The organism is Colwellia sp. MB02u-6, from assembly GCF_014077095.1.
Classification (GTDB): Bacteria; Pseudomonadota; Gammaproteobacteria; order Enterobacterales; family Alteromonadaceae; genus Cognaticolwellia.
Window position 1 is genome coordinate 1 of the sequence record NZ_JACGVG010000029.1, and the last position, 16447, is coordinate 16447.

At 37.9% G+C, this 16447-nt stretch carries 9 protein-coding genes; 5 read left to right on the top strand and 4 right to left on the bottom strand.

What is annotated here, in order from left to right; translation table 11 throughout:
* Positions 1-571: 571 nt before the first annotated feature.
* The 5 genes from H4J46_RS06405 to H4J46_RS06425 all read left to right on the top strand — a co-directional run bounded on the left by H4J46_RS06405 (position 572) and on the right by H4J46_RS06425 (position 5223).
* A complete protein-coding gene (locus tag H4J46_RS06405; RefSeq protein ID WP_182232712.1) occupies positions 572-985 on the top strand; it encodes a LexA family transcriptional regulator in 414 nt (137 codons plus the stop codon).
* Positions 973-2229 carry a Y-family DNA polymerase gene (locus H4J46_RS06410; protein WP_182232713.1) on the top strand — a complete coding sequence of 419 codons (1257 nt, stop codon included), beginning with the start codon at positions 973-975 and terminating at the stop codon, positions 2227-2229. Before H4J46_RS06405 ends, H4J46_RS06410 begins: the two co-directional genes overlap by 13 nt.
* Positions 2230-2639: 410 nt before the next feature.
* Positions 2640-4151, top strand: a complete 1512-nt coding sequence (locus tag H4J46_RS06415; RefSeq protein WP_182232714.1) for a site-specific integrase — start codon at positions 2640-2642, stop codon at positions 4149-4151.
* A 61-nt stretch (positions 4152-4212) separates the two neighbouring features.
* Entirely contained in the window at positions 4213-4611 is a 399-nt protein-coding gene (locus H4J46_RS06420) for a hypothetical protein (RefSeq protein ID WP_182232715.1), read from the top strand.
* Positions 4612-4995: 384 nt separating this feature from the next.
* Complete coding sequence (locus H4J46_RS06425) at positions 4996-5223, top strand: hypothetical protein (protein WP_182232716.1); 228 nt, start codon at positions 4996-4998, stop codon at positions 5221-5223.
* A 171-nt stretch (positions 5224-5394) separates the two neighbouring features.
* Here H4J46_RS06425 and H4J46_RS06430 read toward each other — a convergent pair whose 3' ends face one another.
* The 4 genes from H4J46_RS06430 to agaR all read right to left on the bottom strand — a co-directional run bounded on the left by H4J46_RS06430 (position 5395) and on the right by agaR (position 15679).
* Positions 5395-8712 (bottom strand): TIM-barrel domain-containing protein, encoded by a 3318-nt coding sequence (locus tag H4J46_RS06430; RefSeq protein ID WP_182232717.1) that lies wholly within the window; start codon positions 8710-8712, stop codon positions 5395-5397.
* Positions 8713-9898: 1186 nt separating this feature from the next.
* Positions 9899-12289 (bottom strand): M60 family metallopeptidase, encoded by a 2391-nt coding sequence (locus tag H4J46_RS06435; protein ID WP_182232718.1) that lies wholly within the window; start codon positions 12287-12289, stop codon positions 9899-9901.
* A gap of 173 nt (positions 12290-12462) precedes the next feature.
* Positions 12463-14619 carry a hypothetical protein gene (locus tag H4J46_RS06440; RefSeq protein WP_182232719.1) on the bottom strand — a complete coding sequence of 719 codons (2157 nt, stop codon included), beginning with the start codon at positions 14617-14619 and terminating at the stop codon, positions 12463-12465.
* A gap of 298 nt (positions 14620-14917) precedes the next feature.
* Positions 14918-15679, bottom strand: a complete 762-nt coding sequence (agaR, locus tag H4J46_RS06445) for a transcriptional repressor AgaR (protein ID WP_182232720.1) — start codon at positions 15677-15679, stop codon at positions 14918-14920.
* Positions 15680-16447: the final 768 nt, after the last annotated feature.

The following is a 16447-nucleotide window of genomic DNA, read 5'->3' on the forward strand; positions in this document are numbered from 1 at the left end:
ATTTTTTGATTAGATTGATTTGTTTTTTTTTTTTCCAGCAAGAGGAGGGATACCAGGTTACTCCTGGTGACTTGAGTTCCAGCCTTTGGTCTTCCGATCTGTAAATAATATATAATTTTAGGAAATAAAATATAAAAAAATGAGCTATTGCACTTTAGTCTAGTAGCATATGGTACTTTATTACACTAACACATAAGGTAGTGTGCAATTAATTTTAGAAAGTTTTTATAAAAGAACTTCGTGCTTTCCCCCGTATTTTGCTGTGAGTCAGACGTTAACACAATGAGCTTAAACGACGTAAGACAGAAACATGCTTACTAGTAGCTTTTCATAATGTGCTAAAGAATATCGACACTTAAAATTGCTAGGTTAAAAGGGTGTGGTAAAGTTTCAGTCAAGTTGTGTTTGATATTGAGTTATAAAATAATGTAGACAGAGTTAATGTAGACAAAGTGGCAAGCGACAGCTTTATTTTATCCATCAGAAAAACGGCATGAGCATTTAATAAAAAGCTTCCTCAATTTTACGCCTTAACCTATACTGTTTAAATGTACAGTATAGGTGGTGTTTTATGAAAGTTATTCCGATTTTTATTGAGGCGGGTATATCCGGCTTTGAATCCCCCGCAGCTGAATATAAAGAACTCGGTTTATCGTTAGATCAACTCTTGATAGCACACCCTGATGCGACTTTCATTGGTTTGGCGCAAGGCCAGTCGATGCAAGATGTTGGCATTTTTGATGGTGATTTATTGCTAGTCGATCGGAGCGAGCCAGTAAAAGATGGTGATGTTATTGTGGCGAATTACAATGGCTGTTTTACTTGTAAACTTATTGATAAAAAAAACGCTAGGCTATTATCCGCATCGTTTAAGTATCAACCGGTCAGCATTACACCTGAGGATGAATTTCAAATAGAGGGAGTAGTTACCCGTTCAATTCGTTTACATCGACAGCTAAGGGAGTTAAGCGCATGTATGCGTTAGTTGATGCCGTATCTTTCTACGCGTCTTGTGAGAAGGTGTTTGACCCCTCAATCAGAAATCGGCCTGTGGTCGTGCTAACAAATAACGATGGCTGTATATGTGCTGTGTGTCCAATTGGTCGGCGTTTAGGTATACCAAAATTTAAACCCTACTTTCAAATTAAACATTTCTTAGCCAAACACCATGTGGTTGTCCGCTCGTCTAACTATGCGCTATATGCGGATCTCAGTGACAAGATGATGCATGTTATTGGCCGTTTTTGCGATAACCAATATGTTTACTCGATTGACGAGTCTTTTCTACAATTTAAAAACTATAACCAAATTATTAATGACTGGCATAAATACGGCCACGAAATACGACGTGCGGTTTGGCAGGAAACGCGTTTGCCAGTGGGGGTTGGCTTTGGCTCAACGCCGACATTAGCGAAAGCCGCAAACCACGCAGCTAAAAAATTGGGGGGCTACAACGGTGTGGCAGTTGCAGATGACGTCACGTCGCGTAAAGACATATTATCAAAAATGGCGGTGACTGACGTCTGGGGCATTGGTAGTCGATTAGGCAAGCGTTTAAATGTGTTGGGAATAAATTCCGCCTGGGATTTAGCCAACCAGTCACCTAAAACTATGCGCAGCCAATTTAGCGTTATGGTTGAACGAACGGTTAACGAGTTAAACGGTATAGTTTGTTTAAACTGGGATGAAGTTAAGCAAGCAAAAAAAGAAATATTTTCCACTAGAAGCTTTGGTCAACGGATAAATGAAGAACATCAATTAAAAGCGGCTTTAGTGAGCCATGGCGGCATTGTAGGTCGTAAGCTAAGGCAACAGCATTCGCGCGTAAAACAACTGGTTATATCCGCTGCTAGCTCGCCTCATGATGATAATTATTACCACAAATCGATAATTTATGAATTTTTAGTGGCAACAGATAACACCCTAAATATTGCTAACGCTATATCAGCCGTTTTTGATCGTGTTTATGCCGGCGGCGTTAACTTTTATCGTTGTGGTGTGGGAGCCATTGAGCTTGAAAGTACTCAATTTCAACAAGGTGATCTGTTTTCGCTAAATGAAGAGGACCCAGAGCTGATGCGCTGTTATGACGGGATAAATAATCGTTACGGTAATGATACTTTACAATTAGCCGTACAAGGTAAAATTGATAAGTGGCATATGCGACGTGAATTTCTTTCGCCAAGCTTTACGAGTAAGTGGCGAGATATACCTAAAATTAGCTGTTAGGGTTTATCTTGGTCAATAAGCTATAAAAAATGAGTAGATAATTAATCAACTGAGTATTGCAGTGAATTAAGATACAACAGCAACAAAAAAGCCCTGTCAAGACAGGGCTTTTTTGTTGTAAATGTGGTCGGAGTAGCAAGATTCGAACTTGCGACCTCACGTCCCCCAGACTCAGGGGCTGATTTTTAACTCATAAACAATTCCCATAAAGTCAGTTTAAAAACAAGAGCTTAGCGTTATTCGTTAAGTTGATGCTTTTGGACTGTTTTGCATCTTTTTGCATTTTCCAGTGCGATATATGTGCGATGAGGTTACTTTAAACCTACGGGAAAATAATCATGTCAAAAAGTATATAACTAACTGTTAAAAAGAAAAAATACTCTGAACTTTTAAAGCTGTTCGGAGCAATATTGTTTAATCCATCTCGTTTGAAAGAAGCCTCACTTTCAAGCGTACAAAACCAAATCAGAAAAAATTCAAACATCAACGAAGATGATTTAAAGCACATTATTGAAACGTGGTGGCAGGGAGGGCTGCCATATTTAACTTTAAATCAACTTCATGTATCTGGCCTCTCCATTCGACTGTATAAAAATAGGTTTAAAAAGTTGGGAAAAAACATCAAAGTTCTAAACGATGACGATCACGGCAGTGTTTATTATCGTTCACGTGATGGTAAAAATAGCAAAATGATCACAAACAAATTAGGCACTTTCTCACCAGAATCTTTTACAAATATGTTGGCGGCTGTTAAAAAAATTAAAGCGTCTAACGAGCTAGGGATCAAGGTTTTTGAGAATCATATTACTGGCGGTACTGAAGTTGAGGCGAGTGCGGTTGAAGATTCTCTCATAACGTTAAATACATTTTTACAGGGCGAATTCTTAGATAAAAAATTAGAAGAAAACCCTAAAACTGCCGCTAAAAAAGTCAAAGTTGTAATGCGGAACTTTCCCAAACTATTGAATTTATTAATTAAAGATATAAATACTGAAGTTTTAAAGAAATGGTTAAAAACTAAGGAAAGAAAGTTAACACAAAGACAAATTAATGCTGCTGAAAGTCGCTGGGTGCTCAAACCATCAACCTTAAAAGAAGCTATTTGCACCATTATGTCATGTGTGCAGTTAGCTAAAGAGCAAGGCGTAATAAACGACCATGACCTATATACGTTACCCAAGTTTAAAATGGACAATGAAATTATTCGTTATTTATCTCAAGAAGAATTAAGACTTTATCGTACAATGAATCAACGTAATGAGCGTAAGTTAAAGTTACGGAAAAGTACTATTTTACACCGCCAAGAAAGAAACTTAATAGCGCCGCCTCAGCTCAATGAATGTGCATTTGCAGATCATGTCACACCATTTATCATTTTATTTAAAGAAACAGGAATTCGTCCTGGGACATTAATGAACTCAAAATGGACAGATGTAGATTTTGAATCTCGATTTTTTAGAATCCGAAAATCTATTGATAAAAGATCGCTCGCTAACTTTATACCTCTAAATGACTTAGCTTACGCCACATTAACCGAGTGGCGTAAGCACTATATTCATAAAAAATGCTCAAGGTTAATTGAAAATAAAGTAGATGCATGGCTGTTTCCGTCACCACAGTCACCTTCACAACAATTAACCACAATAAAAACAGCGTGGAGAAGCATCATCAAAAACGCTGAGATACATAACTTCAGGTTTTATGATCTTCGCCATGATTTTGCATCTAGGGTAATGATGCGCACGGGTAATATATATTTGGTCAGCCATCTATTAAATCACCGTCAAATCGAAACCACAAAACGATACGCTCACCTGATGGATAACTCAAAACTATTAGCTGTACAAACTCTAGATGCGGATAGACAAACTGGCGCTTTGCCAGAATTTATGCGAAAGCGTGGGGTTATTTCGCAGGATTAAGTAAAAATTTCCCAAGCGTGTTTCTAGGTATATCTGAGGTCAACTAAACTGAGGAAATATCTTGAAAAATAAATCGACTAAACAAGAAAATATTAATTGGCGCTACAAGCTGTTAAGAAAATCAAAGACCCCAACAAGGGATAAAGATTGCTTAAGGGTTTGTTGGTATTTTGATGAGGAAAGTACACAGGCTATTTATGAGTATAGGGATGAATGCAGTAGAACCACTTGTTTTGCAATAACAAATTTATTGCAGCAAGAGCTTCCAGAATTTATGTCTAAAAAATATTTCTACCCTGATGAAAGGGCATTAGTATTTGGCTATTTTTTTGATGAAATCAGAGGTTTTATCAAAGAAAATGTTGAAGATAATGACTTTTTTAACTTCTGCGGTGTACCCAAAGAAATATTTTTCTCTATCGAAAATCAGGATGCGCTATTAGCACTTTGCGAAAATTAAACGTAAAACTATTAAGGGAACTTCGGTTCCCTTATTTATGATGAAATTAGCCGAATTGGAAAAACTTCCCTATGCACTACCTATTTATTAATGCTGCTGTAGTCTAGCGTTGAAACAATCTGCCGCTGACAGATAATTCAGCAACTTTCCGCGGTTGTCCGAGCTCCGCAACACTACTGAGCAATGTTAGTCAGTCTAACAGACCTTGTCGTTTCGATCATTCTCGGAAATGGTTATCAGAATGATATTGAGTCATTGCGACGAAATATTAATATGGTAGCGTTAAAGCAGCAAAAATGAGGGCTTCGGCTCTCATTTTTCCATATTATCCCTACCACGTTTCTAGTTAGTTGTGACTAACAACACAACAGAGGAACAAATTAAATGAACAATGATAAACATAAAATAATATTACAAGAGATTGAATTCTTGGGCAAAGTGGGGATGTTATGCGCTGTAGTTTTTGGCTTTTTTTCTTACTACGAAAGCAGTGAAGATCTATTTAATTCAGCATTGTATTTTTTTCTGCTCGGGACATTAGTACTATTTTATGTAGCGCGAGTAAAAGTAGAGGCTAAAAAAAGACTAAGGATTCAAAGAAGTAACTTTTAAATGTGTATATAATTTTTAGTTTTACCTGCACTAGAAACATATTTGGACTTGGTCAGTCATATTTTTAAATGAACACCAGTAGGAGCCTCTCTTGCATCATCTAAAAAAAGGCCCTGTAACAAAAAACAATTACATCATTTTTTGTTACAGGGCCTTGTACTTAGTACTGCTCTATTTATCTTGCTTTAACGTTATAACCACAGCATTAGCCCAGTTGGCACAGCTGTTGTTATTGCCCTGAGTACGTAGGCTTAATTTTTGTAAAGTACGTATATCAATTTCGGGTTTTATCACCGTTGGCGCTTTGATTATGCCGCTGTTATATAACAGTTTATCGTCGCCAAAAATTTGGAAACTGATCTGGCCATCTACTCTACAGCTATCATTAATACCAATATCCGCTCTAAATAGTTGAGCATTTTTTGGTAGGGTATAGTCAACATGGCTCTTGCCTCTAACACCTAAGCCTTTGCTAAACTTTAAGCCGTTCATGTTCATGTCATCACTTTTACCTGATGTTGACGCAGCGCTATTAACGTAGATTTTACTCAAGCTTTCATCATGGTATAACCAGTTTATATTAGATAAATAAACATTATGTTTAGATGTACCTGGCAGTAAATGCTCAATCAGTTTGAACTCACCAATAGTGGTCGGGTTAACTCGTTGTGCTTCAAATGCTTTATAAGGTTTACTAAAAGCATCATCTTCTTTTGCTGCGGTGATCATCGGGTCGTTACCGCCAGAAGTCGATTGCTTTTGAGTGGTGAGCACTCTAAATCTGAATAATCGGCCAATGATGGGGTCGAACGTTACTTTTTGCAAACCTTTTTGTAATGCTAAAGTCCCTGTGTGGACAGGCTCGCCCCATTCTCCGTTAGTGTTCGCCATGTAAATTTCATAATCTTTTACTTGGCCATGCTCCCAATATTTATCATTGCGTGGTTGTATTTCAAAACCCGATATAACTCTTCTCTCACCAAAGGAAAGCGAAAATTCATGGGCACCTGTTTTTTGTGATTGATCTCTTACCGTTCTAAACCAAGTGTCTGGGTTGTTATCGAAGGCATTTTTAAGCGGATGACCTGGCTCTTCGTTAGGGCTATTTAAAATAACAAAACTATCGCTAGATATATTTGCGCCTAAATCAGGCATTTTAGGGTAACTGGCTGTTGTTGCTAGCGTTTTATTTACATCAATGCTTAGCTCAAATTCAAAGTCATTAAACACAGACGATTTTTCTGCTTTAATATAGACCACGCCATACTGACTATCTTTGCCGTACCACCAGCCAGATGAGCTCTGTTCTAATGCTACTTTAGTTTTTACTTGCAATAATTCTATACCATTGAGCTCTACCTGATTTGGTTTTACTCGGCTATGTACTTGCAGTTTGTAAACTCGCGCTAATTCCATGCCTTGGTATTCACCAACAACACCACCAATATTGACGCGTATATTACCCGCCGTATTTTTAGGAGCGGTGACGTTAAATTGCTGTTGGCTGAAACTGCCGTTTTTGTAAGCTCTAGTTTCACCATCATCTTCATATAAAGTAAATTCAGAATTGCCATGAGGATAGATGTCCAGGGTTAATTCGTCCTTTGGCACTTGGCCATCATATAATGACTCTGGGTACATTGGGATTATTGCCCCAGCACGCACTAATATCGGTAATGTTTCCAGCTCCACTGGATAATCAATAAGTTTTCCTGCTTGAGGAGCCACAGTAACTTTGCCATCCCAATAGTCTATCCACAAACCTTCTGGTAGGTATATGTCTTTACGCCAACCTTGACTCGCAGTTTGACTACGAAAAACAGGGGCTACTAGAAAGTCTTTTCCAAGAAAAAATTGGTTTTTATATTTTTCGGTGTTGGCATTAGGATCATTCGGGTGATCCCACATTAACCCGCGTAAAATAGGGGCACCTGTTTGTTCGGCTTCTCTAGCATAGGTATACATGTAAGGCGTTAGGCGCATTTTTAGCTTTAAATAGCTACGATTGATGCTGCGATAAGGTTCTTCAAACCACCAAGGGTGCTTTCTTTCGGCTTTTGACCAACCCGACATACCCATTAGTACAGGAGTGAAGGTTTTCCATTGTAAATCACGCGTATAGGTTTCTGGTGAACCACCAAATATGCCATCAACATCGCCAGTCGAATAAACTTGACCAGATAAGCCAGAGCCTATTAGGGTGGAAATATGCCAGCGGATGTAATCCCAGCTACCGGATTGATCGCCAGTCCAGGTAACCGCATAACGCTGCATGCCAGCCCAACCCATAACGGTCCAAAGAAAAGGACGGCCGTCAGAGTTATCTAAAATACCTTGTGCCGCATCTTTATTCGCATCTAAGGCAAACTGATAGCCTTTACCTGTCCAGGCCACATCAAGCTTTTGTGCTCGAGTACCGGCGGTACCAACTTCCCAGCTAATTTTATCTACACCGTCTTCGGTCCATAAACCGGTTCTAAAACCGTATTTTTTTAATCCAGCAACAACTTCTGGTAGGTCGGTATAGCCACAACCGTAACCATCGTTGGGTAAAATCCATCCACCAGGCATATCGTGTTCACGGTATTTCGCGGCAACAGACAGAATAACATCTGGCGTAGTGCCCGTAGGACCATCACTCCAGCCATCAGGTACAGTACCTGGCTTTTTAATATTATCGCCATCATTATAACAATCTGCATCGCCGTATTCTAATGCCCATCTAGGCAGTAATTCTGCTCGTCCTGTTAATTCAGTAAAGTTTGCTAAAACGTTTTTAATTGAATCACCAAAAAAGAAATAAGCATCAAAACGGTTCTCTTCGTGCGTGGTAGTAATATACTCCTGCGAACGAAAGTCATAACTACCATTAGCCCAAGTATTTCTTAATACACCATAGCCTTGAGTCGTCATATAAAATGGCGAAGGGCTAGGGCGGTCAAATTCTTCCCAGCCGCCTGAATAAGATATTTCTAGGGTTTTTCCTTTAAATTCAAATTGACCATTTTGTTGTCCGCCACCAAAAAAATGTTCAGCTGGTTTGGTACTCAAGGTTTGATAACTGTGATCCTTTGATAAGTCGATCGGTTTCAACTCTCGCCAAATCAAGGATTTATTATCTGACTTATATGCCTCAAATTTTAATGGGTCTTTGTAGATTCGAAGGGCTAACTGTGATGTTTGTACTAAATGATAGCTATCATGGGTTGATAATTTGTAGTCGACGTTACCCAGCTGATAGGGCAAAACTATTTTAGCTTTATTGTTTTTTGCATCAATTAATTGTTCATTAACACCAGCCCAAATTCTAACGACATCGTCCTTAATGAGTTCAATGGCCACGAGTTCATTATCATTTGTGGTGATTTCTATACGATTATTTTGTTGCTTTATTGAAGCTATAGCCGCTAACTCTTTAGCATTTACTGTGCTGAAAAAAGTAGCGTAAACAGCAAGGAAGCAAAGGCATTTGGATAACATATTTTTCATTTTTTCCTTCTTAATCATTTTTAATGATATTTTGTGTGAAATATTTTTTCAGCTATCTGCGATAGCTTATTTTTCAGGCTTTTGATCTTGGTATCTCATTGGTAAAATAGCTGGCTGCAAGCGTACGCCATCATCGATTAGCTTATGTACTCGTACAGCACCAATTCAACACTGTTTCCTGTGATAAACTCCCCGCATACCATTAAACACCAAGACAAACTTTGCCATCGAGTTCATTAAGGGTTTGCTGACAGGTCGCATCTGAATGTCCTAACATGATTTTAACGCCATGTTTTGGTCTTTAATCGATACCGTGGAAAGACCCTGTTTTTAGATTCAGCTAGCGACACTTACCTTGGTTAAAGATCAGTGGCACTCTGTTGTGCTCTCTTTGCTATGGTATTCATCTTCATAATGATCAAAAAATAACAATAACAATAACAACACTATATATTACTTTCATTTCCTTTCATATCTATATTTAATGGTTTTTTATTGCTTCGGTTTTGTTTTTAGAGCTAGTTAATTTGTCTTTTGATTTTGCTTTAGCTGTTAGCGCAATTGAAATAAAAAATGATTGAAAAAACTCGTAAGTGTTTGGCTATTAATATATTTTCGGTTTGTCCGAAGATTTTCCCTTGCAAAAGCTAAAATGAATTAAAGCATAACGGAGGCGAGTGATGGGTTGAATCAGAGAGTGGACATCCATTTTTCCGCAGTTAAATCGGCTTTTATCTTTGGATTAATGGCAAAAAAGTGGCGGATAGCCAAGGCAGTAAAACAGCCTAAAAATTTGAAATAAAGCAATATATAGGCTAGGCATAACATCATTGTTCTGCCGTTTATTCGTTGTAGCGATGGCTTGCGTACCCTGCATTATCTGAACGAGCCATATGTTATGAGCTAAGTGTTATGAACCATATGTTATGAGCTAGGTGTTATCGACAGCTTAGTTGTGTTAGAAAAATACGCTCGAGTCATAGTTGAACGGTGGCTTTGCTTTGGCTCATACCGGTTTTATTTAAACCATAAATCTGGCATCGTAGTTCGTAGGTTAGTTGTTTATATGTTTTCATTGTTACATATCTTGCCGAAAAAAAAACGATTAGCATGTATTCAGCTAATCGTTTTTTATACTTATTCAAGTTATACACTGACTATTTGAACATAATCATTAAAGGGCTATTTATTGCTCTTTGTTTATCGCAGAAATATTGATCGACGGCATAGGCAATTCCATTGCTGCTACCCGAGCAAGACTTGCTGAGGATACTGGTACACCCCAAACGGTAAAGTGTTCGGTAAGATTATGACCGCTGATTTCGCTTAAAAATTCAAAACTTTTGTCATAACTTGCTTGATCAGATTGACAAACAGCGTCTTGAGCGTTTGTATCTAATGCTCTGAACTTACGATGAAGCTGTCGAAAAATATCCCAACCTTGATTTTCACCTGTACCCTCAAAAGCATCTTTAATTTGAATTAAAAATATTAGTCTATCAAAGGGGTCGCTTAGATCATGAAAGTTAGCCAAAGATCCGCCCGCGGCAGCAATTTTATTAATCGCACTTGAATAACGTTTTTCAAGGCTGAGACGTGAGGTAATGTTATTTTTAGATTGAAAGTACAGTGGAAATAAATTAGTGGTCACTTCGCCACCGTAAACCATCCAGAAACATTTTTGTTGGTAGTTGTGACCGATTTCGTGCCATGTACCCCAATGTCCATCGCTGCTATTTTGTATTGCGTATGAGTTCCAACCAGGACTAGCCATGATAGGGTAGCCAGCGTGAGCAAAACCATAGGATATTTGTACATCGTCGACAATACGCGTTCTTAAGCTAGGTGCTCTATGTGGTCCAGAGGTTGCCTCTGAGTCGAATCCTGATAAATCATGTATATCATCACGACCTGACTTGTATGCCGACATCAGCGCAGCAGGTTGGTTTACCTTAGCCATATCAGCTTTACTCATAGTAAGTGATACATTATCGGTTTCCATCGTTCCCCAAGGCACATCTAAATCCTGCATTGCTTGCCATTGTTGATCTGTTGTTTCACCTAAAATGTAATAGGGTGCTTGTACAACATTACCGATCTCTATATCCACTATAGCATCTATAGGTAAGGCGCCGGAATCAATAACCACAAGGCCTCCGTACTGGCTACGTAGTTCATTGAACCCGGCTTTAAGCGGTATATTCAAGTGAACATTTGAAAAACGTTCTAGATTAAACTCAGCATTACCAACGCCAAGGTTTAAAATGTCAGTGTGAAGATTGATTATCACACTTAAGTTCTCGATAACGGCGGGATCAGCCGATTTTACATTGACTGAAATAATATCTCCTGCAGCAGCGTAAAGACCAGTGCTTTGCCAATGTTTACGCTGTTGCCAACCTAGATGTGTTGGCTCGTAAAAATTACGATCTAAAGTAATGTTTTTACTAATTTTAGGTTCATTTGCACCAACAACCCCAGGAAAATCAATTATATTTCTTGGGTAGGGAAGTGCTTCGCTCAATGGTGTAATACGATTTAACACTCCTTTAGCTATTTCTATTTTGTTTTTTAATGCATCCTTTTTATTGATAGGATACTGTACTTCACCACCGGTATATTCACTAATAAATTTTTCTGCATGAGAAACAATTAACCAACGTTGGTTAGCATCACCGTGAGTTGACCATAAAATCACCGTTGAATTAGTCAAGTTTACGTCAAATGACACACCCGCTTGTGAGAAATTATCACCCTCAAAATCCCATCGTTGTTCACTACTTGCATCACAGCTAGTCACTTTTAGACTGCCGACGTCCTGAGCAATACAAAAACCATTCGACTTATTTATCAGGCTACCATTTTTGGTATATGACCAAAGCTGTTCATTTTTGCTTTTATCACAACTGTTCATAACTACATCATCGTCATTTGATATCCCAAGGCATAAATCAGGTTTACCTTGACTGATCAATAGCTGCTCAGTAAAAAGCTTTTCACTGTCTACTTCTTCAGAAACGAACAATTTATCGGTAATTATCCATTGCTGGTTGGCGTTACCATGTTGAGTCCATAAAATAAAGGAAAGCTCTTGCATATTGACATCAAATGCAAAGCCTTCTTGGCTGATGATCGAATTAGCGAAACTCCAAGTTTGCTCTAAGGATAAATTACAAAATTCTGGGGATAGGGTTGCACCATCTTTGGCTCCGGCACTTTGCATACACATTTCGGTCGACACATTTTTAATGCTGCCGTCTTCAGCATTAAAGGTCCATCGCTGTTCGTCACTTTGTGCATCACATTTTGCCAATATTAATGTGTCACCCTTATCGGCAATACAATAATCAGTTGTGGCTTTACTTTGAATCATAAAATTTTCAAATGAACCCGAAGTAGGCCCATCAGGTACAGGCTCAGGTTCAACTACAATAATACCGCTACCATTCCCTTCCCATGGCTGTGGGTTGGTTTCTTGTTCGCTGGTATAATTATCGCCACAAGCAGCAAGTAAAATAACTAAACTCGTTAGCAATCGGTTTTTTGGTGTTACTGATTTGATATTGATTTTCATCATTAATTTTTCCCTTTTTTACCGTTTTTACTCAATTATATTTTTCATACTATTTTATGTAGACTCAACCGAAAGCTTAATGACAAGGTGCGACATTCATAATGTTTTTTCTGTAGGAAAAATAGTAGGTAAATAGCTTCTATAAATATTTATAGAAGCTATTTTTATTTGAGTGATTAGTTAACGCTAAACTCAGCAACTGCAATAGATTCAAAACTATCGTCAGTTAATAAGCGGATTTCATAATTTCCGCTAGACAAAGCATTATAAAAGGTATGCGAACCTTCTGTTTCACCATTAATATAAGCCCAATCCAGATTTTCCGTATTATCTGCACCTACTTCATATATAGCGATCCAGTCTTTAGTGTTGCCGGGGGCATTATTAAAGAATACTTCAACAGGTTCCTCAGCTTCATACTCACGTTTAGATGTTGCTATTACCGAACCCTCTACTACTTCGAAACCATAGGTTTCTTCGACGGTAAAACTATCGTTGTATAATAGCGCCGCATAGTAATTGCCCGCGGGTAAATCAATGAAAGATAGAGAACCAGCAATTTCAAAGGCAGGAATATATAGTTCTTGGATAACAGGATTGTTAGCGCCTGGTGGAATCTCGGAATCCGCATCAAATATACCAACCCTATCATTACGACCACCTTGTACTGAATGGTAAGCAACAGTGACAGTTTCACCTACGGAATAAGCTGTTTTGTTGGTAGAAAATGGTGAAGGTAGCGGACCCTCTATACCGATAACATTTACCACGGCTTCAATTTCTTCCCAGGTTAATGTTTTAATGGTATCTACACGGCCAATGTTAGACACATTATGGGTTAGACGAAGTTCAACATCGGCTCTATTTTTGTAATTAGATAGAAAGGTAGAACTGATAGTTACTGTGTATTCATCATCAGCTTCAGGGCGGCCATTGACTCCAACAGTACCACCAATGGTGCTACCAGGCTCTTCAGTGCTAGCGGTTACATCCACCACATATTGAAAAGCAATGTTCATAAATAAACTGTCTTTAATGTTAAAGGTAACTTTTAAATTATTATTAACATCTTCCAATTTAATAATGTCTATTTCTGACGTGCTGTCTAGGGAAACATGCTCAGTAGTGTCGGCTGGTGTCGCAATAGTAAATGTGGCCATATACCATAAGTGAGTTGAAGGGAAATCATCAATTTCATATCTGGAGGTGCCGGTATCACTGTTAATTAATCTACCTTGGTGTTGATCCTCATATCCTGTTTGCGGATCTGGATTAGCGGGGTCTGGACTGGTAAAAAATTGTGTAGTCTTTGGACCAATAAGCGTTGCGCTGTTTAATGTCACATCTCTAGCCGTTTGATCATAGTAAATGAAGTCAACGCGGTCACGGTCATCCAGCGCTCGGCCACACTTTGCTACTATCTTAGAAGAATCTAGCGAGCTGTCCTCTTGCCTAATTGGCCAGGTTATACCGGGGTGAGTTTCTGGGTTTGAATGTATCATGCGATACGAATCGGTATAACCGGCATCGCGAAGTAGTTTATGAGATGGGAAATCATAAACTACGCCACCGTGATCAAACATGCTTATGGTGGCATTAGCCCAGTCTAAACCAGAGGGTTCACTGAACTCGCCACCAAAAATTATCGGCGTGCCGCTGGCCTTATATTCGGCTAATACATCGACAATGTTTTGAGCCTGTTTGACTCTTAAAGCATCAGAGGTTATTTGATCTAGCTGATCAGTATTATTTATAGCAGCACAGTTGTCATAGGGGGTATTTAACTCACTGTTAATGCCCCGCGCATCTTGAGATGTGTTTAAGGCATTACTGAGGTGATTGCCCCAAACGACGACTTGACGACCGTTGACATCTAGTACGGCACCTATTTGCGGATTACCTTGAGTATCTAATACTTCTAAAATTGGGTATTTTGATAAGATACCAACAGAAGACGTTGTATCCTGACCTGCCCACAGCTCCATACCTAAGGCTTTAGCAAGTCTTGCATTGGCACCCTCAGCATCTTGAGTGAAAATAATATCAGCGTTTAAGATGACTAGCTCAGCGACCGCGTTGGTAAATGCCTTGTCTGTTGCAGTTAAGCTGCTACCTAAATTAGCCGTCAATACTTTTAGTTCAGTTTCATCGTTATAAGTATTTGTAGTCGATTCAACAGGTACAACACCATGTTCAGTGTTATTTACTGATGTAATAGGATTGGCCCAAACAGGTCCAGTATAAGGGATAGAGTCACCAGTTTTTGTACCTGATTCCTGTTTACAGCCTCCTAGTAACGCGAGGGTAATTGCTAGTGTTAGGGCTTTTTTCATTACTGTCACCTTTATCAGTGGTTCTATTAAGTGTTCAGACAATCAGACTATTACCTGAAAAATTTAACTTTGTTATTAGTTTATTATTTATAGCTTTTATTAGGTTTCAGTACAACGGATTTGTCTTCCGATATCTTTCAGCTGGTGTTGTATTAATAGGGTTATATAGACGTAGTCTTATATTTAATCCATTTAAATCATATGGTTAAATTAAATGAAAGGACAGTTATAAAAAACAGTTGTACAGGGAAAAAAGTCAGCATATGACCTAGTTATCAAGGGCATTGTTGATCTTTTGTTAAACGATAATTAATTTAACCCCTGATTGTTCTAACGCTAACACATAAGAGTCTTGGATATCAGCGTCTGTGATAAATGTTGTAACGTCTTTTAAACTACATATTTTATGAATGCCGGATTGATTGAATTTTGATGAATCTGAGACGACAATGATTTCTTTGGCGACCTTACACATTGTTTTATTTAAAGTGGCGTCAAGTTCAAAATGTGTGGTGATATTTGAATGAAAATCAACGCCATCAGCACCAAGAATCACTTTATCGAAATGATATCGTTCAATACTGTCTTCTGCTTGTTTTCCATAGAAAGACATGGATTTTTGTCTTAATATTCCACCGGTCATTAAAACTTCAAAGTTTTTATATTTAAGTAGATTACAAGCAACATTGATGCCATTGGTCATTACAACTAACCGTCGAAAAGTGGATAAATAATTGGCTACTTCGGCTGTTGTTGAACCAGAGTCAAGAATAATAGCTTCGCCGTCATTTATTTCGGCTGCAGCCCGTTGCGCTATTCGTTTTTTTGCTGCTGGTCTTATGATTGATTTATCAGCTATAGAATGTTCACGCGCAATTTCACTACAGGCCATTGCTCCACCTCGGCAGCGAATAAGTAAATTATGAGAGTCAAGATATCTTAAATCAGTACGAATGGTTACTGTTGAAATGTTATATTGGGATGCCAAGTGATGAACATTGACTTTACCCATTTCCATCACTGTTTGAATTATATCATGACGCCTTTCTTTCGTATTCATTGTTTACCTTATTTTCTTCTATGAGAACTTATTAACATCAAGGAATATATAGTACGATGAATTATATCATAATTTTGATTACTTTCATTTTAATTTGCTATGGGGGTAACTAGTCTCATGTACAATACTTGAATGAGCCAATATATAGATCAAAGACATGCATGGTAGGTTACTAGATGTATTACTTATTTTTCTAGCTAAGTGTCGAAAGAGTTTTTGGTAAAAAGTTGATGAAGGACTTTTATATGTTTGTTTGAACATTGAAATAGTGTTAAATAATGATTTAAGCAATATGTAAATTATGTTTTTATTAGCATCAACGTATAGAGTAACCCAGTTTATAACAATAAAAAGGCCACGGGTTATTTAGGATACCAATGAATATAAAAACTGAGCAAATAGCGTTGATATTTGTGATAATTAATAACCGCACAGAGAAAATATTCACTGATTTCATTCCAAACAAATTTATACAGATGCTTATATTCTATGCTGTATTTCATTATTGAAATAGATATGGCTATTAAACCGCCTGATATTATCTGTAAAATTGATTTTTATAAAAGCTTTCGAAACGCTACTTTCGAAGCGCTATATGTCAATATGAATAAGCCTTTATTTGATAAAAAATCGCTTTATATTCATTGTTTTTATTTAAATGAAAGCGTATGAAGCATAATGTGCTTGCATTTATTTTTGTTGTTGGTGATTATTATAATAAGCCGGTATCCATTATTTTAAATAATTGATACGTTGTTTTCATAGGTG

Coding starts and splice junctions, on each gene's coding strand:
- H4J46_RS06425 (WP_182232716.1), top strand. CDS start 4,996: ATGAACAATGATAAACATAAAATAATATTACAAGAGATTGAATTCTTG.
- H4J46_RS06410 (WP_182232713.1), top strand. CDS start 973: ATGTATGCGTTAGTTGATGCCGTATCTTTCTACGCGTCTTGTGAGAAG.
- H4J46_RS06405 (WP_182232712.1), top strand. CDS start 572: ATGAAAGTTATTCCGATTTTTATTGAGGCGGGTATATCCGGCTTTGAA.
- H4J46_RS06440 (WP_182232719.1), bottom strand. CDS start 14,619: ATGAAAAAAGCCCTAACACTAGCAATTACCCTCGCGTTACTAGGAGGC.
- H4J46_RS06435 (WP_182232718.1), bottom strand. CDS start 12,289: ATGATGAAAATCAATATCAAATCAGTAACACCAAAAAACCGATTGCTA.
- H4J46_RS06430 (WP_182232717.1), bottom strand. CDS start 8,712: ATGAAAAATATGTTATCCAAATGCCTTTGCTTCCTTGCTGTTTACGCT.
- agaR (WP_182232720.1), bottom strand. CDS start 15,679: ATGAATACGAAAGAAAGGCGTCATGATATAATTCAAACAGTGATGGAA.